Source organism: Streptomyces sp. XY431 (assembly GCF_001279805.1).
In the GTDB taxonomy this organism is placed as follows: domain Bacteria; phylum Actinomycetota; class Actinomycetes; order Streptomycetales; family Streptomycetaceae; genus Kitasatospora; species Kitasatospora purpeofusca.
Window position 1 is genome coordinate 1 of sequence record NZ_LGDO01000021.1, and the last position, 18,118, is coordinate 18,118.

14 protein-coding genes and 1 pseudogene are annotated in these 18,118 nt (G+C 72.6%); 6 read left to right on the forward strand and 9 right to left on the reverse strand.

Going from position 1 to position 18,118, the window contains the following annotated elements; translation table 11 throughout:
- Both ADK60_RS44460 and ADK60_RS03730 read right to left on the reverse strand, forming a co-directional pair.
- Nucleotides 1-872 (reverse strand): annotated as a pseudogene (locus tag ADK60_RS44460) (hypothetical protein); the annotation flags it as partial.
- A gap of 55 nt (nucleotides 873-927) precedes the next feature.
- Nucleotides 928-1,476, reverse strand: a complete 549-nt coding sequence (locus ADK60_RS03730; protein ID WP_053643223.1) for a SigE family RNA polymerase sigma factor — start codon at nucleotides 1,474-1,476, stop codon at nucleotides 928-930.
- Between the two features lie 157 nt (nucleotides 1,477-1,633).
- Here ADK60_RS03730 and ADK60_RS03735 point away from each other — a divergent pair, with 157 nt between their 5' ends.
- The 4 genes from ADK60_RS03735 (at nucleotide 1,634) to pyk (ending at nucleotide 7,297) form a co-directional block, all read left to right on the forward strand.
- A complete protein-coding gene (locus ADK60_RS03735) occupies nucleotides 1,634-2,308 on the forward strand; it encodes a hypothetical protein (RefSeq protein ID WP_053643225.1) in 675 nt (224 codons plus the stop codon).
- A gap of 109 nt (nucleotides 2,309-2,417) precedes the next feature.
- A complete protein-coding gene (gene pta, locus ADK60_RS03740; protein WP_053643228.1) occupies nucleotides 2,418-4,550 on the forward strand; it encodes a phosphate acetyltransferase in 2,133 nt (710 codons plus the stop codon).
- Complete coding sequence (locus ADK60_RS03745; RefSeq protein WP_053643230.1) at nucleotides 4,543-5,775, forward strand: acetate/propionate family kinase; 1,233 nt, start codon at nucleotides 4,543-4,545, stop codon at nucleotides 5,773-5,775. Before pta ends, ADK60_RS03745 begins: the two co-directional genes overlap by 8 nt.
- A gap of 94 nt (nucleotides 5,776-5,869) precedes the next feature.
- The gene (pyk, locus tag ADK60_RS03750; RefSeq protein ID WP_045941586.1) at nucleotides 5,870-7,297 is read left to right on the forward strand and encodes a pyruvate kinase; all 1,428 of its coding nucleotides are present in this window, start codon (nucleotides 5,870-5,872) and stop codon (nucleotides 7,295-7,297) included.
- Nucleotides 7,298-7,375: 78 nt separating this feature from the next.
- Here pyk and ADK60_RS03755 read toward each other — a convergent pair whose 3' ends face one another.
- The 4 genes from ADK60_RS03755 to trxA form a co-directional block, all read right to left on the reverse strand.
- The gene (locus tag ADK60_RS03755; RefSeq protein ID WP_053643232.1) at nucleotides 7,376-8,836 is read right to left on the reverse strand and encodes a hypothetical protein; all 1,461 of its coding nucleotides are present in this window, start codon (nucleotides 8,834-8,836) and stop codon (nucleotides 7,376-7,378) included.
- Nucleotides 8,833-9,447 (reverse strand): DUF6114 domain-containing protein, encoded by a 615-nt coding sequence (locus tag ADK60_RS44465; protein WP_053643234.1) that lies wholly within the window; start codon nucleotides 9,445-9,447, stop codon nucleotides 8,833-8,835. Before ADK60_RS44465 ends, ADK60_RS03755 begins: the two co-directional genes overlap by 4 nt.
- Nucleotides 9,448-9,573: 126 nt before the next feature.
- A complete protein-coding gene (locus tag ADK60_RS03765) occupies nucleotides 9,574-10,239 on the reverse strand; it encodes a DUF6230 family protein (RefSeq protein ID WP_053643236.1) in 666 nt (221 codons plus the stop codon).
- A 624-nt stretch (nucleotides 10,240-10,863) separates the two neighbouring features.
- A complete protein-coding gene (gene trxA / locus ADK60_RS03770; protein ID WP_045941590.1) occupies nucleotides 10,864-11,859 on the reverse strand; it encodes a thioredoxin in 996 nt (331 codons plus the stop codon).
- 364 nt (nucleotides 11,860-12,223) lie between these two features.
- Between trxA and ADK60_RS03775 the strand changes: the two genes are divergently transcribed.
- Nucleotides 12,224-12,958 (forward strand): TetR/AcrR family transcriptional regulator, encoded by a 735-nt coding sequence (locus ADK60_RS03775; protein ID WP_079008027.1) that lies wholly within the window; start codon nucleotides 12,224-12,226, stop codon nucleotides 12,956-12,958.
- Between the two features lie 81 nt (nucleotides 12,959-13,039).
- Here ADK60_RS03775 and icmA read toward each other — a convergent pair whose 3' ends face one another.
- The 3 genes from icmA to ADK60_RS03790 form a co-directional block, all read right to left on the reverse strand.
- The gene (icmA, locus tag ADK60_RS03780) at nucleotides 13,040-14,725 is read right to left on the reverse strand and encodes a coenzyme B12-dependent isobutyryl-CoA mutase large subunit (protein ID WP_045941591.1); all 1,686 of its coding nucleotides are present in this window, start codon (nucleotides 14,723-14,725) and stop codon (nucleotides 13,040-13,042) included.
- A 219-nt stretch (nucleotides 14,726-14,944) separates the two neighbouring features.
- Entirely contained in the window at nucleotides 14,945-15,286 is a 342-nt protein-coding gene (locus ADK60_RS03785) for a DUF3817 domain-containing protein (RefSeq protein ID WP_045941592.1), read from the reverse strand.
- 75 nt (nucleotides 15,287-15,361) lie between these two features.
- Nucleotides 15,362-15,901 carry a MarR family winged helix-turn-helix transcriptional regulator gene (locus ADK60_RS03790; protein WP_045941593.1) on the reverse strand — a complete coding sequence of 180 codons (540 nt, stop codon included), beginning with the start codon at nucleotides 15,899-15,901 and terminating at the stop codon, nucleotides 15,362-15,364.
- Between the two features lie 501 nt (nucleotides 15,902-16,402).
- On the opposite strand from ADK60_RS03790, the gene ADK60_RS03795 reads away from it, so the two are divergent.
- The gene (locus ADK60_RS03795) at nucleotides 16,403-18,040 is read left to right on the forward strand and encodes a M4 family metallopeptidase (protein WP_079008028.1); all 1,638 of its coding nucleotides are present in this window, start codon (nucleotides 16,403-16,405) and stop codon (nucleotides 18,038-18,040) included.
- The last annotated feature ends 78 nt before the right edge of the window (nucleotides 18,041-18,118 follow it).

An 18,118-nucleotide genomic window follows, 5' to 3' on the forward strand; every position in this document is an offset into this window, starting at 1 on the left:
GGCTTGGGGGCCGAAGGCCCGGTGGGCGAGGGCAGGGCGGGCGAGGGTGAGGCGCCGTCCTTCTCCTGCCCCGTCCCGGCGGAGCGCGACATGAGAACACTGACATCCGGGATCGCGGCGGCGACCCTGTCCCAGCGCTTGTCCGCCGCCACCTCGGCGATCCGGTCGGCCGTCATCGGCGGGTCGACCCGGGTGATGCCGGACCCCCGGTCCAGCGGATTGCGGTTCCATTCCTGGACCATCAGGTGGTGCCCGCTCTTGCTGTAGAGGGAGGCGGACCAGGTCTTCGACCCGTCCGGATCGCCGCTCCGGCCGGCGGCCTGGTAGACCACCAGCTGCGATCCGTCCGCCGTGGTGGAGGAGGTGCAGACATCGGGGGCGGTGGCATACGCGCAGCCCTTGGCGTCATCGGAAATCACCGAAGGGCCGGTGATCCAGAACATGTAGTACGCCAGGCCGTGCCCGTCGTCGTGGGTCAGCCTGAGCTGCGGGATACCGTCCTCCGTCCCCCGCGCCTCCTCGACCTTGACGATGTTCCCGGCCGGCAGCAGCGGCGTGAACAGGTCGAGGAACTCCTGGCCGGACACCGGCGCCGCGGTCGCCCCGGCGGACGGCGCGCCGGCGGCCGCGACCCGGCCGGTGCCGCCGCCGGGCAGGTCGGCCACGGCCACCCCGCCGACGCCGACCAGGGCCAGCGCGGCGGCGCCGGCCACCATCGCCGCCCGCCGCCGACGGCGCAGCCGGCGGCCGTACGACCAGGCGGTGTCGACCAGCGGCAGGGGCTCGGTGTGGAAGGTCTCCCCCGCCCGGGCCATCGCCGCGGAGAAGTCCTGCTCGTACTGGGTGTCGGGAAGCTCCCGGTCTGCGGACATGCTGAACCACCGTTTCAGGTCGGTCGGTCGATGATGAACGTGGGTGCGCGGAAGCTCAGTGGTCGGCGAGTTCGCGCAGGTCGTCGCCGAGCACGGCGCGGATCCGGCCGAGCGCCCGGACGGTCTGGGTCCGGACGGCGCCCGGGCTGCGGCGCAGCACCTCGGCGGTCTGCTCGACGCTGCGGTCCTCCCAGTAGCGCAGGACCAGCACCGCCCGGTCGCGCGGCGCGAGCCGGGCGAGCGCGTCGACCAGTGCCAGCCGCAGCGCCGGGTCGCTCTCCCGGACGGCGGAGTCCGGCACCGCGTCCACGGGCCGCTCGCCGCTGCTGCGCCGGCTGCGGTGCGACAGGAAGGCCCGGACCAGCACGGTGTGCGCGTAGCCGGCCGGATTGTCGATCCGCTCGCGCGGAACGAGCCAGGAGGTCCGGTGCCACTGGGCGTAGATCCGCCCGAGCGCCTCCTGGACCAGGTCCTCCGCCAGGTGGGTGTCACCGCCCGCGAGCAGGCAGGCGGTGCGGTACAGGTGCGGGGTCCTCGCCGTCGCGAAGGCCCGGAAGTCGTCGTCCCGGCCCGCCTTCGTCCGTAGCTGACTCTCTCGTGCCATCCGCCGGGCTCCCCTGCCTCGTTTTCCCCTACACCTGAATGACCTGCGGACGGCCGGGGACGTTACAGGCACCCGCCGGATTCCCTTCCGCCCGCCCGTGCGGCCCCGCGGCTAGGCTCCCCGCCGGGGACGTCGGCGGGGAGCGGGGGAAGCTTCGGTGGGGACGGTGCTGGGGTGGGGGTACGTGCTGCTGCCGCTGGTGTGCTGGGCGGTGCTGGCGCGGACCAGGGCGGTCGGGGCGGTGGTCGCCGGGGTGCTGGCCGCGCTGGCGGTCGTCCCGGTGGGCCTGGAGTACGGGTGGTTCCACAGCCGGGCCGTCGCGGAGTCGCAGGCCGGCTATCCGCTCGCCGCCGGGCTGGTCGTGCTGCTCGGCGCCCTGGCCGAGCACCTGCGGCGCGGCCACCGGCCCGCCGGCGGGACCGGCCGGACCACCGCCGCGATCGCCCTGACCGCCGCGCACGCGCTGCTCGGCCTCGTGGTCGGCCTGCTCTACCAGCTCGCCGTCCACGAGCCCTTCTCGCCCGAGCGGTCCGAGCTGGCGCTGCCGCCCGGCCTCGCCGTCGCGCACGACAGCGGTCCCGACCGCGACTGCGGCCTGCACGCCTGCCTGCGCGAGCTGACGGTGGTGAGCACCGAGGGCCTGCCCGCCGCCGAGGTCGCCCGCCGGCTGCGGGAGCGGCTGGCGGCGGACGGCTGGCGCACCCGGCCGGACCTCGTGCTGGCCCGCCGGCACGGGTGGCTGCTGGACAAGCGGACCACCCTGCTGTCCCTCACCGAGCGGCCGGCCGGGGTCGCCGTCGAACTCGCCGGCCCGGACCGCTCCCCCTGGTGACCTTCGGCCCTTGCTCCCCTGCGACCGCTCCGCTCGCCGACGCGCGTTCACGGTGCGAATGTATGGTCGATATGACCACTTCCTGAGACGACGGGACGGAGAGAACCGCGTGGCGCGCAGCGTGTACGTGACCGGGATCGACCGGGGCGACGGCCGGCAGGCGGTGGAGCTCGGGGTCATGGAGCTGCTCACCCGCCAGGTGGACCGGGTCGGGGTGTTCCGTCCGCTGGTGCACGCCTCCGCGCAGGGAGCCGCCGGCTCCGACCACGTGGTCGAGCTGCTGCGGGCCCGCTACCGGCTGGACCTGCCGGCCGCCGACCTCTACGGCCTCGACTACGAGGCGGCCGCCGCGCTGCAGGCCGCCCAGGGCCAGGACGAACTGGTCTCGGTGCTGGTGGACCGGTTCCGGGCGCTTGAGCGCCGCTGCGAGGCGGTGCTGGTGCTGGGCACCGACTTCGCGGACACCAACATCCCCGACGAGCTGGCCTTCAACGCCCGGCTGGCGAACGAGTTCGGCGCCGCCGTGCTGCCGGTGGTCGGCGGGCACGGCGAGGACGCGGACGCGGTGATCGCCGAGGTCCGCAACGCCCACCGGGCGTACACCGACCTCGGCTGCGAGACCCTGGCGATGGTCGCCAACCGGGTCGCCCCGGCCGCCAAGCAGCCGGTCCAGCGCAAGCTGACCGAGAAGCTGCCGATCCCCGCCTACGTCATCCCCGAGGAGCCGGCGCTGGCCGCGCCGACCGTCGCCCAGCTGGTCGAGGCCACCGGCGCCGAGGTGCTGATCGGCGACGCCTCCGGCCTCGCCCGGGACGTGCGCGGCTTCGTCTTCGGCGGCGCCATGCTGCCGACCTTCCTGGACGCGCTGACCGAGGGGGCGCTGGTGGTCACCCCCGGCGACCGCGCCGATCTGGTGATCGGCTCGCTGGCCGCGCACGCCGCCGGTGCCCCGCCGATCGCCGGGGTGCTGCTCACCCTCGGCCAGCACCCCGGCCCGAACGTGATGGCGCTCGCCGCCCGACTGGCCCCCGGCACCCCGGTGGCGGTCGTCCCGGAGGGCAGCTGGCTCACCGCCGCCGCCCTGACCCATCTGGAGGGCAAGCTCTCCTCGGCCAGCCCGCGGAAGGCCGAGATAGCCCTCGGCCTGTTCGAACTGCACGTGGACACGGCCGAGTTGACCAACCTGATCGAGGTCGGCCGGTCCGAGCGGGTGACCCCGATGATGTTCGAGCACGAGCTGCTGGAGCGGGCCAGGGCGGCCCGCCGGCACGTGGTGCTGCCGGAGGGCACCGAGGACCGGGTGCTGCGCGCCGCCGAGATCCTGCTGCGCCGCAACATCTGCGACCTCACCCTGCTCGGCGAGGTCGACGCCGTCCGCCGCAAGGCCGCCGGCCTGGGCATCGCGCTGCCGGAGCCGGACGCCGGGGCCGACCGCGCCCAGGTGCGGATCGTCGACCCGGCCACCAGCCCGCTGCGCCGCCAGTTCGCCGAGCTGTACGCCAAGCTGCGGGCGCACAAGGGCATGACCGTGGAACTCGCCCTGGACGTGGTCACCGACGTCTCCTACTTCGGCACCCTGATGGTCCAGGAGGGCATCGCCGACGGCATGGTCTCCGGCGCGGTGCACTCCACCGCCGCCACCATCCGGCCCGCGTTCGAGGTGATCAAGACCTCGCCGGGCGCGGCCATCGTCTCCAGCGTCTTCTTCATGTGCCTGGCGGACAAGGTGCTGGTCTACGGCGACTGCGCGGTCAACCCCGACCCGGACGCCCAGCAGCTGGCCGACATCGCCATCCAGTCGGCTGCCACCGCCGCCCAGTTCGGGGTCGAGCCGAGGGTCGCGATGCTGTCCTACTCGACCGGCACCTCCGGCTCCGGGGCGGACGTCGACAAGGTCCGCAAGGCCACCGAGCTGGTCCGCGAGCTGCGCCCGGACATCCTGGTAGAGGGTCCGATCCAGTACGACGCGGCGGTGGACGAGTACGTCGCGGCGACCAAGCTGCCGGGGTCGGCGGTGGCCGGCCGGGCGACCGTGCTGATCTTCCCGGACCTCAACACCGGCAACAACACCTACAAGGCGGTGCAGCGCTCGGCGGGCGCGGTCGCCGTCGGGCCGGTGCTCCAGGGGCTGCGCAAGCCGGTCAACGACCTGTCGCGCGGCGCGCTGGTGCAGGACATCGTCAACACGGTGGCGATCACCGCCATCCAGTCCCAGGAGCGCAAGGAGAGCAAGGGTGAGTGAGGGTACCCGGGTCCTGGTGCTGAACGCCGGCTCCTCGTCGGTGAAGTACCAGCTGATCGACATGCTGGACGGCGCCCGACCGGCCTCCGGCCTGGTCGAGCGGATCGGCGAGGCCGGCGGACGGCTGGTGCACACCGCGCGCGGCGGCGCCGAGCGGGAGACCGCCCAGGCCTTCCCCGACCACGGCGCGGCCCTCAAGGCGGTCGCGGAGGAGCTGGCCGCCGACGGCCTCGGCCTGGACTCGCCCGAGCTGGCCGCGATCGGCCACCGGGTGGTGCACGGCGGACTGCGGTTCACCGAGCCGACCGTGATCACCGACGAGGTGCTGCGGGAGATCCGCCGGCTGATCCCGGTGGCGCCGCTGCACAATCCGGCCAACATCACCGGCATCGAGGTGGCCCGCGCGCTGCGTCCCGACCTGCCGCAGGTGGCCGTCTTCGACACCGCCTTCCACGCCTCGATGCCGGAGTACGCCGCCCGGTACGCGATCGACCGCGCGGTGGCCGACGAGCACCGGGTGCGCCGCTACGGCTTCCACGGCACCTCGCACCAGTACGTCTCGCGGGCCACCGCGCGGCTGCTCGGCAAGGACCCGGCCGAGGTCAATGTGATCGTGCTGCACCTGGGCAACGGCGCCTCCGCCTCGGCGGTGAGCGGCGGGCGCTGCGTCGACACCTCGATGGGCCTGACTCCGCTGGAGGGCCTGGTGATGGGCACTCGTTCGGGTGATATCGACCCCGGCGTGGTCTTCCACCTGCACCGGGTCGGCGGCCTGTCGATCGACGCGATCGACGACCTGCTCAACCGCCGCAGCGGGCTGCTGGGCCTGTGCGGCGACAACGACATGCGCGAGATCATGCGCCGCGCGGACGCCGGCGACCCGGACGCGCGGCTGGCCTTCGACGCGTACGTCCACCGGGTGCGCAAGTACATCGGCGGCTACTACGCGGTCCTCGGCCGGGTGGACGCGATCGCCTTCACCGCCGGGGTCGGGGAGAACGCCGCGCCGGTGCGCGCGGCGGTCACCGCCGACCTGGAGGAACTCGGCATCGCCGTCGATCCGGAGCTCAACTCGGTACGCTCGCGCGAGCCGAGGATCATCTCTCCCGCGCTGCTCCCGTCCGGGAGCAGCGCCCGGGTGGCGGTCGCCGTCGTCCCGACCGACGAGGAGCTGGAGATCGCCCGGCAGACCTTCGCCCTGGTGCACCGATCGGCCGAAAACTGACCCTCCGTCGTCTCGCTCCGCGAAATCCTTCGTCGGCGATTCCTTTCCATTCGGGCCGAATGCACCCATAACACGAACGGATAGACTGATCGATATGCGCCGAGCGAAAATTGTCTGCACCCTGGGTCCCGCGACGGACTCCTACGAACAGCTGAAGGCCATCGTCGAGGCGGGCATGAACGTCGCCCGACTGAACATGAGCCACGGCACCCACGCGGACCACGAGGAGCGGTACCGCAAGGTCCGCCAGGTCTCGGAGGACACCGGCAAGGCCATCGGCGTCCTGGCCGACCTCCAGGGTCCCAAGATCCGTCTGGCGACCTTCGCCAACGGCCCGGTGACCGTCGACAACGGCGACGAGTTCACCATCACCACCGAGGACGTCCCCGGTGACCAGCACATCTGCGGGACCACGTACAAGGGCCTGCCCGGCGACGTCAAGCCCGGCGACCCGGTCCTGATCAACGACGGCGTCATCGCCCTGGAGGTCGTCAGCGTCGACGGCCCGCGGGTGAAGACCGTGGTCGTCGAGGGCGGCGTGCTCTCGAACAACAAGGGCATCAACCTCCCCGGCGCGGCCGTCAACGTGCCCGCCCTGTCCGAGAAGGACAAGGAGGACCTGCGGTTCGCCCTCCGTCTGGGCGTCGACATGGTCGCGCTGTCCTTCGTCCGCAACGCCGCGGACGTCAAGGACGTCCACGCGGTCATGGACGAGGTCGGCATCCGGGTGCCGGTCATCGCCAAGATCGAGAAGCCGCAGGCCGTCGAGGCCATGGAGGAGATCGTCCTCGCCTTCGACGCCATCATGGTGGCGCGCGGCGACCTGGCCGTCGAGTACCCGCTGGAGCGGGTTCCGCTGGTCCAGAAGCAGCTGATCACCCTGGCCCGCCGGAACGCCAAGCCGGTCATCGTCGCCACCCAGATGATGGAGTCGATGATCCACGCCTCGCGCCCCACCCGCGCCGAGGTCTCCGACGTCGCCAACGCCATCCTGGACGGCACCGACGCGGTCATGCTGTCCGCCGAGTCGAGCGTCGGCAAGTACCCGGTCGAGACCGTCCGCACCATGAGCCGGATCTGCGAGAAGGCCGAGGAGGAGCTGCTCTCCCAGGGCCTCCAGCCGCTCAACCCGGGCCGCAAGCCGCGCACCCAGGGCGGCTCGATCGCCCGTGCCGCGTGCGAGCTGGGCGACTTCCTCAACGGCAAGGCGCTGGTCGCGTTCACCAAGTCCGGTGACACCGCGCGCCGGCTCTCCCGCTACCGTTCGCCGATCCCGGTGATCGCGTTCACCCCGGACAACGCCACCCGCAACCAGCTCTCGCTGAGCTGGGGCGTCGAGGCCCACGTCACCGAGCAGGTCGGCTCGACCGACGCGATGGTGGCCCAGGTCGACGGCGAGCTGCTGCGCATCGGCGAGCTGGACGAGGGCGACACCGTCATCGTCACCGCCGGCTCCCCGCCCGGCATCCCCGGCAACACCAACATGGTCCAGGTCCACCACCTGGGCACCCGCAGCGCGTAAGCGGCGCGGAACACGCCTGTGGGGCGGTCCCTCCTGAACGGAGGGGCCGCCCCACAGGCGTACGCGGGTCCGGGAGGATCAGGCCGCCCCGGGGTACGGCTGGTCGTCGTTGTAGAGCTTCATGCCGGGGATCTTCAGGGTCCCGCCGAACTGGCCCGACTGGATCGCGGTGACCCCGGTCAGTTCGATCCACAGCGGCAGCTGGAGCTGGCCGATCAGGTCGTACAGCCACTGCGGCAGCGGCCCGTCCGGGGTGAGGGTCAGCTCGCCCAGGTCGATCGGGATCGGCAGGCCGAGCACCTTGGCCAGGTGGCCGGAGAGCCGCTCGACGTACATGATGACCGGGCCCTTGCGCATCGTCGAGACCGAGCCCGGCGCGCCCTTCACATGGAAGGTCTTGCCGTTCCCCTGCAGCGTGGTCATGTGCAGGTTCTCGATGTCGACCGTCTCGACCTCGAACTTCAGCACCCGCTTGGTGCCGGTCGGCGTCTGGACGTTGACCACGCCCAGCAGCACCGCGTGGTTGAGGGTGAGCCGGCTGGTCTGGAGGGTCCAGTTCTGGTCCGGCACCAGGATCGGGTTGTCCGGCGGCTTGCCGGCCGGACTCAGCGCCTTGGTGTCGACCAGGCAGTTCGGGTCCTTCGACGGGGTGCCCGAGGCGGACGGCGTCGCGGAGGCGGACCCGGCGGCGGGCTTCGCGGACGCCTTGCCGGACGGCTTCGCGGAAGCAGCCGCGGAGGGCGCCGCACCGCCGGTGGCCGGGGCGCCGGTCGAGGGCGCCGCGGTGGGCTTCGGGCTCGTCGGCGCGGTGGCGGCCGGAGCCGTGGTGCCCGGCGCGGTGGTGCCCGGGGCGGTCGGCACGGCGGAACCGGCCGGGGTGCCCGTCGGCCCGGTGGCCGGGGCCGTGGACGGCGCGGTGCCCGGCGTCGTGGGCGCGGGGGCGGCCGGGGCGACGGCGCGGGTCCCGGCGGACGGGCTCGCGGTGGCCGTCGGGCTCGGCGCGCCGCCCGGGTGGAGCAGATCGGTGACGCCGCCGACGATGTCGCCGATGAGTCCGGCCTGGACGACCCCGCCGCTGCCCGTCGTGCGGGCCTTGGTGGCGGCCGGCTCCGGCGCGGCCGTGGTGGCCGCCGGGGCGGTCGTGGCGGGCGCGGTCGGAGCGCTCTCGGCCGGCGGCGTCGCGGGCGCCGTCGTCGGCCCGGTCCCGGGTGCGGCCGTCGGCTCGGGCGCGGTGGTGGCCGGCGCCTCGGGGATCGGGACGGACGGGCCCGGGATCGGCGGCGGCAGCTCGCTCTTGGGCACCGGCGTCTCGGCGACCTTCGGCGGCGCGTCCGGGGCGGTGGCGCACGGCTTGCTGGCCGCGGTCTCCGCGATCGCCGCGTTCGGCGTGTAGGTGGCGGCCATCAGCAGCGCGGTCGGCACCGCCGCCATCGCCAGCGCCCGGCCGCGCAGCCGGAGCCGCACGGGTGTGCGGGGCGCCGCGTGCCGGGGCGAACGGCGCTCCGCCGGCTCGGGACGCTCCTCGCGCGGGTCACTCACCGGACCTCCTTGGGCTCTGCGGCCTGCTGCGCCGGAACGCTCGCCCCGGCGGCGGGCTGCTCGGCAGCGGGCTCGGCGGGGGCGGCCTCGGCGGCCGGCTCCTCCGCGACGGGCGCGGCGGTGGGCTCGGCGGCGGGCTCCTCGGTGGCGACGGACTCGGCCGTCGTCCCCTCGGCCGCCCCGGCCCCGGCGGCGACCGCCGGCTCGGGCAGCTTGGCCCACGCCATCATCAGTCCGCCGCCGATGATCCCCGGCAGCAGCGCCATGCCGAATCCGGCGAGGTTGGAGACCGGGATCGACACCAGCGTCAGCAGCGTGGTGGCGACGCCCGCGAAGATCCGGACGGCGGGCTGGAACCAGGCGGTGAGCCCGAGAATGATCAGCAGCACGCCGATGATCAGCGAACCGGCGCCCGCCGTGGTCGACATGGCGATGGTCACGCCGCCCAACGACAGGTGCGCGTAGGGGAAGTACAGGATCGGAACGCCGGCGATCATGGCCAGCAGGCCGCCCCAGAAGGGCCTGGAGCGGCGGAAGTCACGGAAGCCCCGCCAGAACGCCCCGACCAGGTTCCGATGTTCGGGCCGAGCCTCGGCCGTTGCGCTGGACATGGTGCAGCTCCTCGATGTCTCTACGAGGGAAGAACTGTGATGTCGGGCCGGGGGCGGTGTTCGCCGCCCCCGGCCCGCGTGGAACCCTCACTCGGACGTGCCGGTGGGCACGCCCTCAGCCAGGGCTCAGAAGCACTCGTTGCCCGCGCCGTCGCCGCTCTTGAGCTTGAGGCTCAGGCCGTTGAGCACGAAGGTGCCGGCCGAGGTGGCGCGAGCGGTCTGCTTGACGTCGGTCAGCACGGCCTCGCGGGCGGCCTGGGAGAAGCCCAGTGCACCGCTCGGGAGCTTCTTGCCGGCCTCGCCGAGCGCCGGGTGGCCGTGCCAGCCCTGGGTCGCCGAACCGGTGAGGGTGGAGGCGTCCTGGCCGATGTTGATGTCCGTGAAGGTCGCGTCGGCGTCCAGCTGCTCCAGGTCGATCAGCAGGTTGTGCGCGGTGACCGGCTTCTTCTCGTCGTTGCCGGCGTTCAGCTGGAGGGTGATCTTGCCGAGGCCGAGCTTCGACAGGTCGGTCACCACCGACTGGCAGAGGTTGTGGATCTCCGCGTCGTCGAAGGCCGAGACGGCGACCGGGTGCGGCGTGCCGTTGGCCTCGATGTCGACCGCGCCGAACTGGGCGAAGTTCGAGCCCTTCAGGTAGGTGGTCTTCACCTTGAACTGCTGGCCGGAGACGCTGAACGACGCCGCGAGCGCGCTGTTGGCGATGGAGACACCGACCATCGCGGTGGCCGCGATGCTCGGGACCATCACCAGGGCGAAGCGCTTCCAGCGGGTCTTGCCGTGGGTCTGGGACATGCGTGTCCTCCTTCTGGACGTACATCTCCGGCTCCCCGGTGGCGCGTCCCGCGTCAATGGGGGCCTGGGATGGGAGAGAGCTACGTCCTCGGTAGCGGAGAGCGCCGTGGCAACACGGGCGATCCCCCCGAGCGACAACCAGTGACCGCGCGGGCAGCGCGGCCTTACGAAGGACAGGAACCGCCGTGGGAGCGGATACCCCCCTGCCTTCTCGCCGGCGGCGGGGCCGTCGGCAGCCCGGTGGGGATCCCCTACGTCGGGCCCGCCGACCGGCTGCCGGCGGAGGTCGAATCGTGGGGACCGGGCGTGCCGATGCTGCTCGAATCCCGGGCTGAGCACAAGAGGTCGCATTACTGACGGGTAATCCCATACGAGCCGAAACGATCATGGAATCGGCCGGGAAAGCACGCAGAGTGACGAAATGGAGGATTCGTGAGGGCGAAATCCCTCGGAAACATCAGCGAAACACCCGTGGACGGTCACATGTCGTGACCGTCCACGGGTGTTGTCAAGATTTGGTAAACCTCAGCCGCGATGACCGGATTGTCGCCAAATCACCAGGCGGCACCGCAGGTCATCCGCCGTGTCACCGGCCGGGCGCGGGCAGCCCGTTCGAACACGGGCTCAGAACAGCACCCGGGCCAGCGCCTGACGCGCCGCGGTGACCCGCGGGTCCTCGGTGCCGATCACCTCGAACAGCTCCAGCAGCCGCAGCCGGACCGCGTCCCGGTCCTCGCCGAAGGTCTTGCCGACCGTCACCACCAGTCGGCCGAAGGCGTCCTCGACATGCCCGCCGACCAGGTCCAGGTCGGCCGCCCCCAGCTGGGCCGCGACGTCCTTGGGGTCGGCGGCCGCGGCCGCCCTGACCGCCTGCGGGTCCAGCCCCTCGACCCGGTGCAGCAGCTGCGCCTGAGCCAGGCCGAGCCGGGCCTCGGTATTGCCCGGCTGCTCGACCAGCACGTTCTTGTAGGCCTGGACGGCGCCCGCCAGGTCGCCCCGGTCCAGCGCGTCGTGGGCGGCGGAGAGCGCCGGGTCCTCCGGCCGCTGCGGTGCGGCGGCCTCGACGCCCTCGGCCGGAGCGCCCGCTCCGCCGACGATGCCGAAGCGCTGCTCGGCGACCAGGATCAGCTGGTCCAGCACCTTGCGGACGTTGGCCTCGTTCTCGGCACCCTGGAACAGCGGCACCAACTGGCCGGCCACCACGGCCATCACGGCCGGGATGCCCTGGATGCCGAACTGCTGGGCGATCAGCTGGTTGGCGTCCACGTCGATCTTGGCGAGCACGATCCGGCCGGCGTACTCCTCGGCCAGGCGCTCCAGGATCGGGCTGAGCTGCTTGCAGGGCCCGCACCACTCGGCCCAGAAGTCGACGACCACCGGCACCTCGGTGGACCGCTGGACGACCTCGGTCTCGAAGGTGTCCTCGGTGACGTCGATGACGAGCTCGTAGCCGGCCCCGGCCGGGGCGACCCCGGCCTCCTCGGCGGCGGCCGACTGGCGGGCCCGCTCGGCCCTTGCCTGCTCGGCCTTCTGGGCAGCCTCGCCGGCTGCCTTCACTGCGGCGAGGTCGACCGCGCCACGCAGGGCGGCACTGTTGAGACGAGAATTCCGTGGCTGCATGGCACTATCCTCCCCCGCTCGCGCCGCCGGCGGGCACCAACCTCCCGGAAAACGCCCCGCGCGGGCTGCGCGGTACCGATTCCCGAGGTGGCGGACCCGCCTCCGAGTAGCCTGAACCGTTCGGCGCGGATCCCCATCCGCGCCCGCGCCGCTCCCGTCCCACGGGGACACGGCGCCTGGTCGTCGCTTTCGCTACGAGTCGTAGCGTAACTGGATCGGGGCCACCCGCCGCAACCCCTATCGGCAGTCCCCCGACGTGAGCTGAGCCACTTTCCCGGGCGCCCCCGCTGACCTGGGTGCGGAGGAGTCGCTACCGTTACCGGTCCCACCCAAGTTACTTACCGGTAAATCGCAAGGAGGCCCGGTGCCGGCCCCCCAGCCCCCCGCGACCCCGCCCCACGAGGTCCGCCCGGCCGAGGCCCCCCAGGACGCCCCTCGGGGCCCCGGGCTCCCGACCCCCGCCCGCTCCCCGGAGACCCCCGAAGGGGGCACCGCGCGGGCCAAGGGGCGGCCGCGCAGCGCCGCCGCCGACCGCGCCATCCTGGACGCCACCCGCGAGGCCCTCGCCGAACTCGGCTGGGGCGGACTGACCATGGGCCATGTCGCGACCAGGGCCGGGGTCGCCAAGACCACCCTGTACCGGCGCTGGCCGTCCAAGAACGAGCTGGTGGTCGACGCCGTCGCGAGCCTCTTCGACGAGCTGGTGATGCCCGACCTCGGCAGCCTGCGGGCCGACATCGAGGCGGTGGTGACCCAGTTCGCCGATCTGCTGGCCCGCCCGGAGACCCAGGCCGCGCTGCTCGCCCTGTTCGCCGAGGGCACCCGCGACCGCCAGCTGCGGCGGCGGATCCGGGAGGCGATCGTCGATCCGCAGAAGCGGCTGGTCCGGCAGGGCCGGTCCGCCGCCCAGACCCGGGGCGAGCTGGCCCCGGACTGCGACGAGGCCACCGCCCGCGAGGAGATCGACATCATCTTCGACACCATCGCCGGGACGGTCGAGCACCGGGTGCTGGTCAGCGGCGAGCCGATCACCCCGGAGTGGACCCGCCGGTTCACCGGCCTGCTGCTCGGCCCGTTCCCGAGCCTGCTCGGCGACTGAGGACGACCGAGGGCGGCCGCGGGCACGCCGAAGGGCCGTCCGGCGCCGCAGGGCACCGGACGGCCCGACCGTTCACCCGGCCTAGAAGCGCGCGGTCTCCCGGTAGATGCCCCACTCCTCGCGCAGGGCGTTGCAGATCTCGCCGAGGGTCGCCTCGGCGCGCACCGCGTCCAGCATCGGCGGGATCATCGACGCGCCGGACCGCGCGGCGGCCAGCATCGCGTCCAGCCCGGCCCGGACCGCGGCCTCGTCCCTGGCCGCCCGACGGGCGCCCAGCACCCGGACCTGCTCCCGCTCCACCTCGTGGCTGACCCGGAGGATCTCCAGCTCGGGGGTGACGCTGCGCGGGTGGCAGTTGACGCCGACGACCCGCTTCTCGCCCTTCTCCACCGACTGCTGGTACTGGAAGGCCGCCTCGGCGATCTCACCGGTGAACCAGCCGTCCTCGATCCCGCGCAGGATGCCGGAGGTGATCTGACCGATCGGGTGGTCCTCCCGGCCCTTGTCCAGGATCTTCCGGAAGATCTCCTCGGCCTGCTGCTCGATCCGGTCGGTCATCGCCTCGACGTACCAGGAACCGCCCAGCGGGTCGGCCACATTGGTGATGCCGGTCTCCTCCATCAGCACCTGCTGGGTGCGCAGGGCGATCTCGGCGGCCTGCTCGGAGGGCAGCGCCAGGGTCTCGTCCAGGGCGTTGGTGTGCAGCGAGTTGGTGCCGCCGAGCACCGCCGAGAGCGCCTCGACCGCGGTGCGGACCACGTTGTTGTACGGCTGCTGCGCGGTGAGCGAGACACCGGCGGTCTGGGTGTGGAACCGCAGCCACTGGGCCTTGTCGGTCTTGGCGCCGAACCGCTCGCGCATCCAGCGGGCCCAGATCCGCCGGGCGGCGCGGAACTTGGCGATCTCCTCGAAGAAGTCGAGGTGCGCGTCGAAGAAGAACGACAGGCCGGGCGCGAAGACGTCCACGTCCAGGCCCCGGGAGAGGCCCAGCTCGACGTAGGCGAAGCCGTCGGCCAGCGTGTACGCGAGCTCCTGCGCGGCCGTCGCCCCGGCCTCGCGGATGTGGTAGCCGGAGACCGACAGCGGCTTGTAGGCCGGGATGCCCTCGGCGCAGTGGGCCATCAGGTCGCCGATCAGGCGCAGGTGCGGCTCGGGGGCGAAGAGCCACTCCTTCTGGGCGATGTACTCCTTGAAGATGTCGGTCTGCAGGGTGCCGTTGAGCACGGCCGGGTCGACGCCCTGCCGCTCGGCGGCCACCAGGTACATGCAGAAGATCGGCACCGCCGGGCCGCTGATCGTCATCGAGGTGGTGACCTCGCCGAGCGGGATGCCGCGGAACAGCACCTCCATGTCGGCGGCCGAGTCGATCGCCACGCCGCAGTGGCCGACCTCGCCGAGCGAACGCGCGTCGTCCGAGTCGTAACCCATCAGGGTGGGCATGTCGAAGGCCACCGAGAGGCCGCCGCCGCCCGCCTCCAGGATCATCCGGTAGCGCTCGTTGGTCTGCTCGGCGTTGCCGAAGCCGGCGAACTGGCGGATGGTCCACGTCCGGCCCCGGTAGCCGGTCGCGTGCAGGCCGCGGGTGTACGGGTACTCCCCGGGCCAGCCGATCCGCTCGAAGCCCTCGACGGCCTGCCCGGGGGCCGGGCCGTAGACCGGCTCGACCTCGTCCCCGGAGAGGGTGGTGAAGTCCGCGTCCCGCTTGCGGGCGCTGTCGTACCGCTGCTGCCAGCGCTGCCGTCCGCGCTCGATCTCCTCGGCGTCCATGACCCCGAACTCCGCTCCGTACGGCCGCCACACCAACGGGCGGCACAGCTATTAGGACGTCCTACCAATTTACTCGGACGTCCTACTATTTGTCGACGGACACCCGGCCAAGTGCACCGGGAGCATGCGAAAGGGCGCCCTCCCCCGGACGGGGAAGAGCGCCCTCGGCGGCCTCGGCGGCCTCGACGGCCTCGGCGCGGCGGCCGGCGGCGGCGTCGCTCAGACGCCGGCCGGCTGGCGGGCGGCGTCGGCGGCGGACGACCCGGCGGCGGCCTCGGCGACCACCTTGCGCTCGGCGACGAAGGAGGCGAACGGGATGCAGCCGGCGGCCAGGAAGAAGACCATCCGCCCCAGCGGCCACTTGAGCTTCTGGCCGAGCAGGAAGGTCACCACGAAGTACCCGATGTAGAGGTATCCGTGCAGCATCGCGACGTAGGTGGTCACGTCCTCGGCCGCGTGGAAGCCGTACTTCGCGACCATGAAACCGCAGAAGACCAGCAGCGCCACACCGGTCGCAACGGCCAGGGCGCGGTACCAGCCCAGCAGGGGGGTCGCCTTCATCTCTACATCGCCTCGCCAGTCAGCATCGGGGGGTACGTCCTGATCCGCGCACCGCTCCCACGAGGGTAGCCGCCCTCACGCCCCGCCCGGCGCAGGCCCCTCGCCCGGCAGCTCGGCGAAGTCGCCGGCCGCCACCCGCAGCGGGCGCAGCAGGTCGAACACCTCGCGGCACTGCGCGCCGTCGAACTCCTCCAGGCCGAAGTCCATCGCCATCAGCTCCCCGGTGGCCCCCTCGACGACCTCGCGCCCCCGGTCGGTGATCGTGGCGAGCACGCCCCGGCCGTCCAGCGGATTGGGGCGGCGGGCGACCAGCCCGGCCCGCTCCAGGCGGTCGACGGTGTTGGTGACGCTGGTCGGGTGGACCATCAGGCGCTCGCCGATCTTGGAGAGCGACAGCTCCCCGGTCCGGCTGAAGGTGAGCAGGACCAGCGCCTCGTAGCGGGCGAAGGTCAGCCCGTACGGCTTGAGCACCGCGTCCACACGGGAGAGCAGGATCTGGTGGGCCCGCATGATCGAGGTGATCGCCGCCATCGCGGGGACGGCTCCCCAGCGGCGGGTCCACAGCTCGTCGGCACGGGCGATCGGGTCGAAGTCGAGTGCGAGGGGCTTGGCCACCTCCCAACCGTACCGGCGGGAGCGGCCGCTGCTACCAGGTGTCCTGAGGGATGGACAAGCGCAACACGTGGCGGGATCACGCCAGCGGGTCCGTCAGGTCCGTACCAGCACGTTGCGGGGGTGTGAACGGGTACCAACCGTTCCGTCGGCCGGGGCGGGCGGGCTCCGGGCGGCCCGCGGACGGCATCCGCGCCGCTACCGGGCGTCGGTTCGGGCCGGAACCCGTGGCGGGGCCGGGGGATTCACCCCATTCCTCACTCTGTTCACGTTCCGCCGCATTGGCGAGACCTGGCCAATCCATGAACAAGACCTGTCATTTCACTTGTTGGATTGTCATGCTTTCGGCCAGCCCCGTCCGGTGGCCACCGCCCCACTCACCGGTGACCACCGTGGACCGCACGGAGCAGCCCGTCAGCGCCCGTTCCGCCCCTCAGGTGCCAACCCCGGCACCCCGGAGCGAGGCGCGACCGCGCACACGCGGTTTTCCGGAAGGACCTGTACGTGAAGCGATCGCTCGCAGCCGGCGCCGTACTCTCCGCCACCGCCCTCCTCACCGGCGTCATCCAGGTGAGCACCGCCGCCCAGGCCACGCCCACCCCCTCGGTCCAGGCCCAGGCCGCCGAGCACCGCGCCGGCCTGATCGCCCTGGCGAACGGCGAGGCCGGGCCGCTGACCAAGGCGCTCGGCCTCGGCGGCAAGGAGACCCTGGTGGCCAAGGACGCCGTGGTGGACGCCGACGGCACCCGCCACCTCCGCTTCGAGCGCACCTACGCCGGACTCCCGGTGCTGGGCGGCGACCTGGTCGTGCACCAGGCCGCCGGCGGCGCCGTCGAGGCCGTGGACAAGGCCGTCACCGCACAGATCGCGGTGCCGAGCCTGACCCCGAAGATCCCGGCCGACAAGGCCGCCGCCCAGGCCTCCGGCGCGGTGCAGTCCACCGTCGGCATCGCCGCCGACAAGGACGAGTCCCCGCTCGCCGAGGTGCACCAGGCCGGCGCCGCCCAGCTGGTCGTCTGGGCCGCCGACGGCAACCCGCGGCTGGCGTACCGGACCACCGTCGAGGGCGTGCGCGCCGACGGCACCCCGAGCAGCCAGCTGCTGGTCACCGACGCCGCCACCGGCCAGGTGCTCTCCAGCCACGAGCAGGTGCAGACCGCCACCGGCACCGGCAAGGGCGTCTTCGTCGGCAGCGTCCCGCTGACCACCTCCACCGCGAGCGGCGGCTACTCGCTGAAGGACGCCTCCCGTGGCGGTCAGTCCACCAGCGACCTCAAGAACCGGACCTCCGGCTCGGGCACGCTGTTCACCGACACCGACAACGCGTGGGGCGACGGCACCGCCGCCAACCGCCAGTCGGCCGCGGTGGACGCGCAGTTCGGCGCGGCGGCCACCTGGGACTACTACAAGAACAGCTTCGGCCGCAGCGGCATCAAGAACAACGGCGTCGGCGCCACCAGCCGGGTCCACTACGGCAAGAACTACGTCAACGCGTTCTGGAACGACTCCTGCTTCTGCATGACGTACGGCGACGGTGCCGGCAACGTGAACCCGCTGACCGAGCTGGACGTCGCGGGTCACGAGATGACCCACGGCGTCACCTCGGCCACCGCCGGCCTGAACTACTCGGGCGAGTCCGGCGGCCTGAACGAGGCCACCTCGGACATCTTCGGCACCATGGTCGAGTTCTCCGCCAACCTCCCCTCGGACGTGCCGGACTACCTGATCGGCGAGGAGATCGACATCAACGGCGACGGCACGCCGCTGCGCTACATGGACAAGCCCTCCAAGGACGGCGGCTCGGCCGACTCCTGGTCGTCGGGCGTCGGCAGCCTGGACGTCCACTACTCCTCGGGCGTCGGCAACCACTTCTTCTACCTGCTGGCCGAGGGCAGCGGCGCGAAGACCATCAACGGTGTCGCCTACAACAGCCCGACCTCCAACGGCTCGACGCTCACCGGCATCGGCCGCGACAAGGCCGCGGCGATCTGGTACCGCGCGCTGACGGTCTACTTCACCTCGACCACCAACTACAAGGCCGCCCGTACCGGCACCCTGAGCGCCGCCCAGGACCTCTACGGCGCCGGCAGCACCGAGTACAACGCGGTCGCGGCCGCGTGGAGCGGCGTCAACGTCAACTGACGCGCGGTCCGACGGACGTCCGGGGCCCTCACTGGGAGGGGAGGCCCCGGACGTCCGTCCTTTTTCTCCCGCACGTCC